Source organism: Microbacterium sp. LjRoot205 (genome assembly GCF_056175745.1).
The window spans coordinates 755,778-768,577 of sequence record NZ_JBGFFH010000001.1; the positions used below are offsets into that span (position 1 = coordinate 755,778).

Sequence of the window (12,800 nt, forward strand, 5' to 3'; positions counted from 1 at the left end):
CGGGATCTCCTTCAGGCGTCTGCGTCCAACCTACGCCCGTGGAGTTGTGGAGGGGCGGGCCGAGGTCGGCGGGGGTCGTTACGCTGGAGGGATGCCGCAGACTCCCCGTGACCCGTACGAGGATCTGCCGTACGCAGACGAGCCCTGGGACGGCGCAGGATGGGAGCCCTCCGAGCCGCCGGAGCCCATGGACTGGGAGCCGCAGGGCGCCGGGTTCGAGCCTCCGCTCGACTGGGGTCCCGGTCCCGTGACGCCCGTGACGACGAAGGTCGGGCGGTCGGCGTCCCGCGCGACGGCATCCACCGCAACGTCCTCCGCGGCATCCGCTCCCGCGGTGCGGCGTGCCACTCCCAGTCGCTATCCGTCGGCGGCCGAGGCGCTGCACACGGTGTTCGGCTACGACGAGTTCCGCGGCGACCAGGCCGCGATCGTCGATCAGGTCATCGGCGGCGGCGACGCGGTCGTGCTCATGCCGACCGGTGGCGGAAAGAGCGTCACCTATCAGGTTCCCGCTCTCGTGCGCGAGGGCACGGGTCTCGTGATCAGCCCGCTCATCGCCCTCATGCACGATCAGGTCGACGCCCTTCGGGCCAACGGCGTCAACGCCGCGCATCTCAACTCCACGCAGGGGATCGACGAGCGGCGCGAGGTCGAACGGGCGTACGTCGCCGGTGAGCTCGACCTCATCTACGTCGCCCCCGAGCGGCTGTCCTCGCCGCAGACCACGGCGCTGCTGCAACGAGGCACACTCAGCGTGATCGCGATCGACGAGGCGCACTGCGTGTCGCAGTGGGGCCACGACTTCCGCCCCGACTACCTCGCACTCGGCGACCTCGGCGAGCGGTTCCCCGGCGTTCCGCGCATGGCGCTCACGGCGACCGCCACCCGTGCGACGCACAAAGAGCTCACCGAGCGACTGAGGCTCGACACGGCGAAGCACTACGTCGCCAGCTTCGATCGGCCGAACATCCAATACCGCATCGTGCCCAAGGTCGATCCGCGCAAACAGCTGGTCTCTTTCATCCGCGCGCAGCCGGAGGGCTCGGTGGGCATCGTCTATGCGCTGAGCCGCAAGTCGGTCGAGCAGACGGCGACGTATCTCGCGGCGCAGGGCTTCGACGCCCTGCCGTATCACGCGGGCCTTCCCGCCGAGGTGCGGGCGAAGAACCAGTCGCGGTTCCTGCGCGAAGACGGTGTGGTGATGGTCGCGACGATCGCCTTCGGCATGGGCATCGACAAGCCCGACGTGCGCTTCGTCGCCCACATCGACCTGCCGAAGTCCGTCGAGGGGTACTACCAGGAGACCGGGCGTGCGGGCCGCGACGGCGAACCGTCGATCGCGTGGATGGCCTACGGGCTCGGCGACGTGGTGCAGCAGCGGCGCATGATCGATCAGAGCCCGGGCGACCGCACCTTCAAGATGCGGATGGGACAGCACCTCGACGCGATGCTCGCGCTGTGCGAGACGGTCGAATGCCGTCGCCAGAACCTGCTCGGCTACTTCGGACAGGAATCCCAGCCCTGCGGCAACTGCGACACCTGCCTCGTGACGCCCGAGACCTTCGACGGGCTCGTCCCCGCGCAGAAGCTGCTCTCGACGATCGTTCGCCTCAAGCGCGAGCGCAACCAGTCGTTCGGCGCCGGTCACCTGATCGACATCCTGCGCGGGGCCTCGACCGAGCGCATCCGCCAGCAGGGCCACGAGAAGCTCGCGACCTACGGCATCGGCGCCGACCTCTCGGATCAGGACTGGCGCAGCGTCGTCCGTCAGCTGCTCGCGCGCGGCATCATCGTGGCGCAGGGCGATTACGGCACGCTAGCCCCCGGCGAGCAGTCGGTCGGCGTGTTGAAGGGCGAGACGCCTGTGCCGCTGCGCAAGGACACGATCGGGCGACCGGCGTCCTCACCGCGGGCCCGCAAGGCGAGTGCGGCGGATGCTCTCGACGCCGGCGACCGTCCGCTGTTCGAGGCGCTGCGCGCGTGGCGTGCCGAGACCGCACGGGAGCAGGGGGTTCCCGCCTACATTGTCTTCGGCGATGCCACGCTGCGCGCTCTGGCCGAGCACCGGCCGGCCTCGCTCGCCGACCTCGACGGCATCACCGGCATCGGCGCCAAGAAGCGCGACGCCTACGGCGAGGGCGTGCTCGCGGTGATCGCCGCGGCCTGACGCCGTCTGAGGCCTCCGGCAGGACGTCGCACGCGTCAGCGCAGCGGAAGAACGTCGTCGAGATGGGCGCGCAGGTGGGCGGTGATGTCGACCGCGTCCCTGTCGTACAGCCATTGATACTGCAGCCCGTCCCACATCGCGACGAGCCAGACGGCCTCGTGCTCGGGGTCGCGATGCTCCGACAGGTCCCCGTCGACCTGCGCGAGCCGGAAGAGCTCGGCGAAGTAGCCGATGACCTCCTCGAAGCGCTCGGCGAAGTAGTCGTGGGCGGGGTGCGTCGCGGGAACGGCCTCGCACGACAGCACCGCATACACCTCGATCAGGCCCGGCTCGTCGAGTGCGCTGACGCGCGCGCCGGTGGGGAGATCGCGCAGTGCGGCCCCGGCGCGTTCGGGATGCTCGTCCTCGCTGCGCTCCTGAATGGCGCGGTCGCGCTCGGTGAGCACGGCGCTCAGCAGCAGCTCCTTCGAGGGGTAGTGGTGCAGGAGCGTCGACTTCGACACCCCGACAGCCTTGGCGATGTCGCTGAGACTCGTGTCGCCGTATCCTCCCCGCGAGAACAGATGCATCGCGTCCGCGAGGATCTGCGCCCGACGGCGTCGACCCACTGCGTAACCGGGCTCGCTGTCGCCAGCGCCCTCGACGAGCGCCGCCGACATGGCGGGCAACGGACCCGCGGCCACGTCTGCGGGTGCGGGCTGGGCAGGGTCGCGCCAACCGACGGGCAGCGCCCACAGCGATTCACGCTCCTCGAGCATCTGCACGACATCGACGCGGTCGGGAAGGTACTGCGAGATCAGCTGCAGCCCGTCCCAGCCGGCCATGTGACGGGTGGTCTCGTCTGACACATCCCTGCCGGCGTCGATGGTGCCGTGCAGCGCCGCGTCCTCGAGCACCTCCGAGCTCAGCTCACGCAGACGGGCGTATCGCTGTCGCATCCGCTCGTGGGCCGGATGCTCGGGGGCCGACGCCTCGCCCGTGAGTGCCGCGAAGAGCTCCAGGTAACCCGGGGTGCGCGCGTTGCGCCGGGCGACGTCGGCGAAGATCAGCTCTCCCGAGTCCGATGCCGCCCCGACCAGATCGAACGCCCTCTCGTTCTCCTCCTCGAATCCGGCGACGACTTCGGCGAGCAGGTCGTCCTTCGAGGCGAAGTGGCCGAGGAGGCCGGGGTGGCTCACGGATGCCGCGGCGGCGATGTCGCGCAGGGACGTCGAGCGGTACCCGTTCGAGATGAACAACTCGCGGGCGGCGTCCACGATCCGCTGGCGCGTGGCCGCGGCGCGCGCCTGACGCGAGCCTGTCGTCGTCGCTGTCGTCATCGCTCCCCCTTCCCCCTCATTCTCTCTCATTACCAGTCGGTAGACATTCACTTACCAAACGGTCGAGATTCGTGTATCGTCTTCCTCACGTCCGGTCGCAGATGACCGACGAACCTTGCCCGAAAGGATCCCCCGTGACAGAGCTGTCATCGGCCGCGACTGCGGCTGCCGTCGGTACCACCGGCTTCAAAGTCCCCGGCACCACGCCGCTGAAGACGCCCCGCGGATATACGCCCGGACTCGCCGCCGTGAACTTCGGCGTCTACCTGGCGCTTCTCACCCCCGTGATGGTGTCGATGGCGTTCAAGATCCAGCGCCTCGACCCCACGAACACCGAGGCGAGCCTCGGCCTCGTGATGGGCGTCGGCGCTGCATTCGCGCTCATCGCGAACCCGCTGGTGGGGCGTCTCTCCGACCGCACGACCTCGAAGTGGGGCATGCGCCGCCCCTGGATCCTCGGCGGAGCGATCGTCGGTCTCGGCGGCTTCGCGATCATCGGAGCCGCGACCTCGGTGCTCGTCGTGCTGCTGGCCTGGTGCCTGGTGCAGGCGTCGATGAACGCGGTGCTCGCTGCAGCCAACGCCACGCTGCCCGACCAGGTGCCGGTCTCGAGCCGCGGCAAGGTCTCGGGCATCATCGGCATCACGACACCCATCGGCATCCTCGCCGGCAGCTTCATCGTGAACTTCCTCCCCGGTGACTTCGAGCGGTTCTTCGTCCCCGGTGCGATCGCGCTGATCCTGGTCGTCGTGTTCGTGCTCACGCTGAAGGATCGTCGACTCACCGAGAAGCCGGCCACACGCTTCACTGTCGGCACGTTCTTCGGCTCGTTCGTGTTCAACCCCCGCAAGCACCCGGACTTCGGCTGGACCTGGCTGACCAAGTTCTTCGTCATGTTCGGCTACGCGGGCATCGCCACCTTCCTTCCCCTGTACCTCGTCAACAAGTTCGAGCTCGACGAGCAGGGGGCGGTCGGCACGATCCTCATCGCGAACCTCGCGTCGATGGCGGCGATGGCCATCTCCGCCCCGCTCGGAGGGTTCCTGTCCGACAGGATCGGCAAGCGGCGACCGTTCGTCGCGACCGCCGGAGTGATCATGGTCGTCGGCCTCGTGATCCTGGCCCTGGCACCCTCGATCCCGGTCGTGATCGTCGCGCAGGCCATCATCGGTCTGGGGGCCGGCTCGTTCCTGTCGGTCGACCTCGCCCTCGCCACCGAGGTGCTGCCGAATCCCGACGATGTCGCCAAGGACCTCGGCGTGCTGAACATCGCGAACGCTCTTCCGCAGTCGATCGCTCCCGCCATCGCGCCGAGCATCATCGCACTCGGGGCGGCGACCCCGCTCGGCGGCTACACCACCTGGTATCTGTTCGGGGCGCTCGTCGCGCTCGCCGGCGCCGTTCTCGTCTACCGCATCAAGGGAGTCAAGTGACCATGACGAACACCGATGTCATCACCGCGCGACCATGGCTCGACACGAGTCTGGCGATCGATGAGCGCGTGCAGCTGCTCCTCGATGAGATGACCATCGTGGAGAAGGCCGGGCTGTTCTTCCACACGATGATCGCGATCGGCGACCTCGACGAGGCGAACCCGATCTTCGGCACCCCGAGCGCGCGCGAGTTCGTCGAGGTCAAGAACATGACGCACTTCAATCTGCTGGGTGCCGCGCCCACCGGGCGCGAGATCGCGGCGTGGCAGAACGAGCTGCAGCGGCTCGCCGCCTCGACGAGACTCGGCATCCCGGTCACTCTGTCGACCGACCCGCGGCATTCGTTCAGCGAGAACCCCGGGGCATCGATCCTCGCAGGGCCGTTCTCGCAGTGGCCGGAGACACTCGGTCTCGCAGCCACTCGAGACCCTGAGCTGGTGGAGCGTTTCGCTGATATCGCTCGACAGGAATATACGGCCGTCGGTCTGCGTGTGGCGCTCCATCCGCAGGTCGATCTCGCCACCGAACCACGGTGGGCACGGCAGACCGCGACCTTCGGGGAGGACCCTGAACTGACAGGCATTCTCGGAGCGGCATATATCCGTGGATTCCAAGGCGACTCCTTCGGCCCCGGATCCGTGTCGACGATGACGAAGCACTTCCCGGGAGGAGGGCCGCAACTCGACGGGGAGGATCCGCATTTCCCCTACGGCCGTGAGCAGGTCTACCCGGGCGACGAGTTCGAGCTGCACCTCAAGCCCTTCGAAGACGCCCTCGCCGCGGGCACCCGACAGATGATGCCGTACTACGGCATGCCCGTGGGAACCGAATACGAAGAGGTCGGCTTCGGCTTCAACAGATCGGTCATCACGGGCCTGCTGCGCGAGCGCTTCGGGTTCGACGGGGTCGTGTGCACCGACTGGGGACTGATCAACGACGCCGAGATCTTCGGGCAGCCGTTCCCCGCTCGGGCGTGGGGCGTCGAAGACCTGACGCCGCGCGAGCGCATGCTCAAGGTGCTGGATGCCGGCGTCGATCAGTTCGGCGGCGAGGACTGCCCGGAGCTGCTGCTCGAGCTCCTCGCCGACGGCTCTGTCTCGGAGGAAAGACTCGATGTCTCGGCACGACGGATCCTGCGGGAGAAGTTCGAGCTCGGGCTCTTCGAGGATCCGTTCGTCGACGAGGACGCGGCCGATGAGATCGTCGGCCGCGCCGAGTTCCGTGCCGCCGGAGAGGCGGCTCAACGAGCGTCCGTCACCGTGCTGACGAACGACGGCGCGCTGCCGTTCGCCACCGGGCTCAAGCTCTACGTCGAAGGGATCGACGCCGAGGTCGCGGCGGCCTACGGCGAGGTCGTCGCGACGCCGGACGAGGCCGATCTCGCGGTCATCCGCCTGCAGGCCCCGTTCGAGCAGCGCGACACCACCTTCGAGAACTTCTTCCACGCGGGCTCGCTCGAGTTCCCCGACGAGGTGCTCGATCACGTGCGTGCGATCGCGGGTGCCGTGCCGACCGTGGTCGACGTGCTCGCCGATCGTCCGCCGATCCTCCAGCCGATCACGGATGCCGCGGCTGCCGTCACCGTCAACTGGGGCGTCTCCGCGGCCGCGCTGCTCGACGTGCTGAGTGGCGTCGCCGGCGCGCAGGGCAGGCTGCCGTTCGACCTGCCGAGGTCGATGGCGGCGGTCGTCGCCTCGCGTCCGGACGTGCCCTTCGACACCGCAGATCCGCTCTTCCGATTCGGTCACGGGCTCACGCTCTAGCACTCGCCCGCCCCTCTGAGACCGCCCCGCAGGCATCGACCTGCGGGGCGGTCTTCGTCGTTCCGAGGGCTCGCGGCTGCATGCTGTCGGGATGGCCTTTCGTCCGTCGAAACGTGAGGGGCGCGATCAACCTGCCGATCGGTTGCGTTCACTCGAGCGCGGCGAGAAGCAGACGGCGGTCGGCACCGGGTTCAAGCCCGGCGAGTCCGTCACCGGAGTGATGACCTCCGAGCCGATCGCACTGGGGACCAAGGTCGCCGATGCGCAGGGCACGGTCACCTTCACCTGGACCATCCCGTCCGGCACCGACCTCGGAACCCATGCAGTGACCCTGACCGGAGCGACCTCCGGCAGCGTCTCGGCCTCGTTCCAGGTCGTGGCGTCCGGCCTAGCCACCACCGGTGGCGAGATCCAGGGTGGGTGGATCGCGCTGGCGGCGCTGCTGCTGATGCTCGGGCTCGGGATGACGAGGGTCGCGCGTTCCCGACGGCCGCTCGCCCAGACGGAGTAACGCAGTGCAGGAACGCTGAGAGGTCGGGGCCGTCGCTGCGGCGGCCCCGACCTGCAGCGGTGAGAAGGATGTGGATGAGCACGATGACTGAGACCTCACCGGAAGTGCAGGATGCGGCGACTGCCGTGGCCGCCCCGCGACCGCGCCCGACCTGGTGGGTGAAGCTCATCGCATTCGCCGCCTGTCTGCTGACCCTGTGGCATGTGGGTGCGTCGTTCCTCTGGATCGCACCGTATTCGGCACTGCGAGAGATCCCCACTCAGGAGGTACTCGCCGGGTACATGCTGCCCATGTTCGGTCAGTCGTGGAGCGTCTTCGCTCCCGAGCCGATCAACGGCGACTACCACTTCAACGTCCGCGCCGTCATAGAGAAGGACGGCCAGGAGATCGAGACCGGGTGGGTGAGCGCCACCGACGTCGAGCTCTCGATGATCCGCTACAACCTGTTCCCGCCTCGCGCCGGCATCCAGTCGAGTGAGGTCGCGAGCGGCCAGATGAACGCGTTCAACAAGCTGGACGACGATCAGAAGGCCGTCGTGGGACTCGACTTCACCGAGGAGGGCTGGGAGGAGTGGATGGTGCGCTCCTTCGATGAGCTCGAGGGCGAGAAGCCGTCGACCGAGGCGTACATGGCCGAGGAGCACCTGTCGACCGCCTATGCCACTCAGGTGGCCTATGCGATCTGGGGTGCCGATGCAGTCGTCCAGGTCCAGTACCGCGTGAGCCGCCAGAACGTCGTCCCCTATGCCGACCGCAACGATCCGAGCGCGCAGCGCCCCGATCCCACGTTCTCGACCACCGGGTGGCGGCTGCCTATAGAAGAGGAAGGGCAGAGTCGCGAGAACTTCGCCGACACCTTCCGCGCCCAGTTCGAGAGGATCCAGCCGTGAGCGCGCCGATCAGGACCGCGCCCAAGCGAGACGCGAAGAAGAAGAAGGATGCCGGGTCTCAGACCTCCCGCTCGACGGTGACAGCGCCGGCGCCGGCATCCGCACCTCCGGCGCCTGCTCCGTCGGTCTCGCCTGCTCCTTCTCCCTCTCCGACACCACAGCCGCAGCTGCAGCCGCCCCGTTCCTTCGTGACGCGTCTGCTGAGCTTCGTCTCGTCGATGATCGGCGGGCTGTGGTCGATGGTCCTCTCGGCGATCGACCGGATCTCTGCGTTCGTGGGGGACTGGCTCTTCAACGGCAAGAAGGCCCTCTACGGCCTGGCGGTCACCCGCATCCTCTTCGGCATCACGGCGATCGGCCTGCTCGCATCGAACTTCGGCACACGTCTCTATACGTTCGGCTCGGGGTCGGCGTGGAACGGCGAGCTCGCCGAACCCGTCAGCGAGTTCCCGAAGATCTGGATCTTCAGCGCGTTCCATGCGGCGATGGGCAATGACGTCCTCTATACCGCTCTCTATCTGCTGCTCGGCGTGCTGGCCGTGCTGTTCGTGCTGGGCTGGCGCTTCCGGATCGTCCTGCCGGTGTTCTTCTGCCTCTGGGTGGGGTTCATCGAAGCCAACGACATGGTGGGCGACCAGGGCGACAACATGTTCCGCATCGCCCTGCTGCTGCTGTTCTTCGCAGACCCCGCCGCTCGGTGGTCGCTCGACGCCAGACGTCGTGCGAAGAACGGCGAGTGGTTCGCTCCGGGGAGCCAGCCGGCTCTTCTGGGCACCGTCTTCCACAATCTGGCCCTCGTGGCGCTCACCGCCCAGGTGTGCTTCGTCTACGCCTCCGGCGCTCTGTACAAAGCCGGCGGTGCGCCCTGGGAAGAGGGCTACGCGGTGTACAACCCGCTGCAGACCGCCCGGTTCGGCACGTGGCCGGTTCTGAGCGACCTCGTCACGACGTGGGGGCCGATGGTCGTCGCCGCGACCTGGGGATCGATCATCCTGCAGGTGGCGTTCCCACTGATGCTGCTCACGCGGCCGACGCGTCTCATCGGCCTCGTCGGCATCCTCTCGTTCCACATCGGCATCGGCGTGCTGATGGGATTGCCCTGGTTCTCGCTCACGATGATCGCGATCGACTCGATCTTCATCCGTGATCGGACCTGGGTCTGAGCTCCGGCACGAGACGGCGGTGGGAGCAGGCGCAGACGGCCCCGCCCCGGCCGTCAGGCGTGGAGGCCTGAGGTCGCGGTCTCGCGCGGACTGTGGTCTGACGACAATCCGTCGGGGCGATGTGCCCGCAGGCAGTTGGAGGATGCGTACACAGCAGTTCGCTCCTGGTTGTGGCACACCTACCATGGGCGTATCACTACTTCCCTCTGAGAGGAACGCTCATGGTCGACGCCGCCGTCCGTCCGAAGACGACTCGCCCCCACACCGACAACGCAGACGCGAACCTGCGGATCGACGTCGCTCGGGTCACCGACCTGCTGATGGGCACGTGGGCCGACACCCGCCGCGAGGCGCGCGAGATGATCAAGGACTCGGCGTTCTGGCGCAAGGACGAACTGGGCAAGGACGAGCACCGCGAGCGCGTGCTCAGCCAGCTGCACCTCCTCGTCGATAACAAGGCCGTGCACCGCGCGTTCCCGAAGTCGCTGGGCGGCGAAGAGAATAACGGCGGGAACATCGCCGGCTTCGAGGAGCTCGTCGTCGCCGATCCGAGCCTGCAGATCAAATCGGGCGTGCAATGGGGGCTGTTCGGCTCAGCGATCCTGCAGCTGGGCACGACCGAGCACCACGAGAAGTGGCTGCCGGGAGTCATGGATCTCTCGATCCCCGGCGCCTTCGCGATGACCGAGATCGGGCACGGGTCAGATGTCGCCGCGGTCGGCACGACCGCGACGTACGACCCCGCGACGGAGGAGTTCGTCATCAACACGCCGTTCCGCGGCGCGACGAAGGAGTACCTCGGCAACGCCGCACTGCACGGCGTCGCGGCGACGGTGTTCGCCCAGCTGATCACGAACGGCGTCAACCACGGGGTGCACTGCTTCTACGTGCCGCTGCGCGGCGATGACGGCATCGACCTGCCGGGCATCGGACGAGAGGACGACGGGCTCAAGGGCGGACTGAACGGCATCGACAACGGCCGTCTGAGCTTCGACCACGTGCGCGTCCCCCGCACCAACCTGCTCAACAAGTACGGCGACGTCGCGGTCGACGGCACGTACTCGAGCGCGATCGACAGCCCCGGCCGTCGCTTCTTCACGATGCTCGGCACGCTCGTGCAGGGTCGGGTCTCGCTCGACGGCGCGGCCTGCTGGGCATCCGCTCTGGGGCTCAAGATCGCGATCACATATGCCACGCAGCGCCGTCAGTTCGACGGGGCAGACGGGCAGGAGGTCGTGCTCCTCGACTACGGCAAGCACCAGCGACGCCTCTTCCCGCGGCTTGCGACGACGTATGCGCAGATCTTCGCGCACGACGAGTTCCTGCAGAAGTTCGACGGGGTGTTCTCGGGTCGCACCGATACCCCCGACGACCGCGAGGATCTCGAGACCCTGGCCGCTGCACTCAAGCCGCTGTCGACCTGGCACGCGCTCGACACACTGCAGGAGGCGCGCGAGGCCTGCGGCGGCGCCGGCTTCATGTTCGAGAACCGCCTCGTGGGTCTTCGGGCCGACCTCGACATCTACGTCACGTTCGAGGGCGACAACAACGTGCTGCTTCAGCTCGTCGGCAAGCGGCTGCTGACCGACTACGCCAAGCAGTTCACCGGCAAGGATGCTGCGGCTCTGGCCAAGTTCGCCGTCGGGATGACCGCGGGCAAGCTCTTCCACGGTGCCGGCCTGCGTCAGTTCGGCCAGTCGGTCGTCGACCTCGGGCAGGTCTCGCGTTCCGTCGAGAACGGTCTGCGCGAAGAGCAGCAGCACCTGTTGCTCGCCGAGCGCGTGCAGCAGATGGTCGCCGACATCGCCGGTCGTCTGCGCCCTGCGGGCAAGGACAAAGTGCTCGGCGCGAAGCTGTTCAACGAGAACCAGGCCGAGCTGATCGAGGCGGCCCGCGCACACGGCGAGCTGCTGCAGTGGGAGGCGTTCACCGATGCCGTCCACCGAGTCGATGACGCTGACACGAAGAAGGTTCTCACCTGGCTGCGTGACCTCTTCGGCCTGCAGCTCATCGAGAAGCACCTCGCCTGGCACCTCATCAACGGACGTCTCTCGACGCAGCGCGCCGCTGCGGTCTCGCGGTACATCGACCGCCTGTGCGCCCGGCTTCGCCCATATGCCCTCGACCTGGTCGATGCGTTCGCATACGAGCCCGAGCACGTCCGAGCGCCCATCGCGTCCGGTGCTGAGCGAGAGCGTCAGGACGAGGCCCGCGAGTACTACGCGGCGCTCGCAGCATCCGGCGATGCACCTGTGCTGGAGAAGACGCTGAAGAAGAACGCCAAGCGCTGACGCAGCTTTCGCAGAGAGGGGAACCGGCCGAAACCGTGGGATTTCGGCCGGTTCCCTTCTGTCTGAGCCGCCGTCGTGCGGCGGCTCGGTGAGTCACGGGCCGGGCTGCGGCGGGTACGGCGCAGAGGGCGGCTGCTGACCGGGGACCGGCGGGTACGGATGCTGCATCGGTGCTGGTGGGTACTGCGCCTGTGGATATTGCGCGTGTGGGTATTGCGCGTGCACCGTGGTGTCGGGTGTCGTCGCTCCGGGCGCTCCGGGCGCTCCGGTCGCTCCGGGCGCTCCGGTCGCTCCGGTCGCTCCGGTCGCTCCGGCCGATCGCGCGTGAGCGACGACGCGCAGCAGCACCACTGTGAAGGTCAGATAGATGAGTCCGGCCGCGGCTCCTCCGCCGTAGAGAAGAAGGCTCGGTGCGACGGTGTTCATGCCTCGCGGCAGCTCGAAGAGCGCAGGCATCACGGCATCGCGGGCCACGACGAGCAGGATGCTGCCGACGAGGAGCACGAGGGCGGGAACGACGAGTGCGAATCGCGACCAGCGGGTCACGGTGATACCGGCGATGACGAGCAGAGCCCCGGCGACGACTGCGAAGCCTGGCCCGGGGCGCACGTCGAACTCGAACCGCTGCAGGGCGAACAGCGTACCCTCGGCGATTCCCCAGGTGATCGACCAGGCGCCCGCAGCGAGCAGCAGTGGGGCGACGATCAGGCCGACCACGCCGAGCGCGGCACCCTTCGGTCGAGGATCCCGGCGGACGAGGGCGAGCACCAGGCCCATCGCCCCGAGCGCGGCGAGCACCACGAGAGGGAGGCCGTATACGAAGCCGTCGACCCACTCCCTGGGTGCGATGCCGTAGAGCCATGACAGGGTCACGGGAAAGACGGCGACGATCAGCGGCACGATGCTGAGGATGCCGATGGCGATCAGGCCGGCTGAACTCCACACGCCGGTGAGCACGACGAGGATGAGCAGCGCGAGACCGAGGATCTGCAGCAGCACAGGTCCGGTCAGCGACGCGAGGTCGCCGTCGCTGGCGTACGCGAAGAACGTGAGGATCATGGTCTGTCCGCCGACAGACAGCAGGATCAGGGCGATGGGAGTGAGCACGAGAGCGATCACGCTGGTGATCAGTCGGGCGGTCAAGGTCGAGCGGTGCATGGGACTTCCCCTCCGGAGTCGTAGCCCCAACGTATCGATCACACAGGGGTGGCGCACAGGGGTGGCGCACAGGGCGCCGCGAGTAGTGTCGATCTGGCCCACCCG

General features: G+C 67.9%; 9 protein-coding genes. 7 read left to right on the plus strand and 2 right to left on the minus strand.

Features of this window, described 5'->3' with window-relative positions:
• Nucleotides 1–91 precede the first annotated feature (91 nt).
• Nucleotides 92–2,167 carry a DNA helicase RecQ gene (gene recQ, locus AC04ME_RS03765; RefSeq protein ID WP_475433638.1) on the plus strand — a complete coding sequence of 692 codons (2,076 nt, stop codon included), beginning with the start codon at nt 92–94 and terminating at the stop codon, nt 2,165–2,167.
• Nucleotides 2,168–2,202: 35 nt separating this feature from the next.
• Here recQ and AC04ME_RS03770 read toward each other — a convergent pair whose 3' ends face one another.
• Complete coding sequence (locus tag AC04ME_RS03770) at nt 2,203–3,486, minus strand: TetR/AcrR family transcriptional regulator (protein ID WP_455904170.1); 1,284 nt, start codon at nt 3,484–3,486, stop codon at nt 2,203–2,205.
• Between the two features lie 134 nt (nt 3,487–3,620).
• Between AC04ME_RS03770 and AC04ME_RS03775 the strand changes: the two genes are divergently transcribed.
• The 6 genes from AC04ME_RS03775 (at nt 3,621) to AC04ME_RS03800 (ending at nt 11,537) form a co-directional block, all read left to right on the plus strand.
• A complete protein-coding gene (locus AC04ME_RS03775) occupies nt 3,621–4,919 on the plus strand; it encodes an MFS transporter (protein ID WP_475433640.1) in 1,299 nt (432 codons plus the stop codon).
• Nucleotides 4,920–4,921: 2 nt separating this feature from the next.
• Nucleotides 4,922–6,682, plus strand: a complete 1,761-nt coding sequence (locus tag AC04ME_RS03780; protein ID WP_475433642.1) for a glycoside hydrolase family 3 protein — start codon at nt 4,922–4,924, stop codon at nt 6,680–6,682.
• Between the two features lie 142 nt (nt 6,683–6,824).
• Entirely contained in the window at nt 6,825–7,193 is a 369-nt protein-coding gene (locus tag AC04ME_RS03785; RefSeq protein WP_042537928.1) for a hypothetical protein, read from the plus strand.
• A 74-nt stretch (nt 7,194–7,267) separates the two neighbouring features.
• A complete protein-coding gene (locus AC04ME_RS03790) occupies nt 7,268–8,083 on the plus strand; it encodes a DUF5819 family protein (protein ID WP_042537925.1) in 816 nt (271 codons plus the stop codon).
• Nucleotides 8,080–9,246, plus strand: a complete 1,167-nt coding sequence (locus AC04ME_RS03795; protein ID WP_475433645.1) for an HTTM domain-containing protein — start codon at nt 8,080–8,082, stop codon at nt 9,244–9,246. Before AC04ME_RS03790 ends, AC04ME_RS03795 begins: the two co-directional genes overlap by 4 nt.
• Before the next feature lie 221 nt (nt 9,247–9,467).
• Complete coding sequence (locus tag AC04ME_RS03800; RefSeq protein WP_042537923.1) at nt 9,468–11,537, plus strand: acyl-CoA dehydrogenase family protein; 2,070 nt, start codon at nt 9,468–9,470, stop codon at nt 11,535–11,537.
• Nucleotides 11,538–11,630: 93 nt separating this feature from the next.
• Here the strand turns inward: AC04ME_RS03800 and AC04ME_RS03805 are convergent, their stop codons facing one another.
• On the minus strand, nt 11,631–12,695 hold the full coding sequence (locus AC04ME_RS03805; RefSeq protein WP_475433647.1) for a hypothetical protein: 1,065 nt from the start codon (nt 12,693–12,695) through the stop codon (nt 11,631–11,633).
• Nucleotides 12,696–12,800 lie beyond the last annotated feature (105 nt).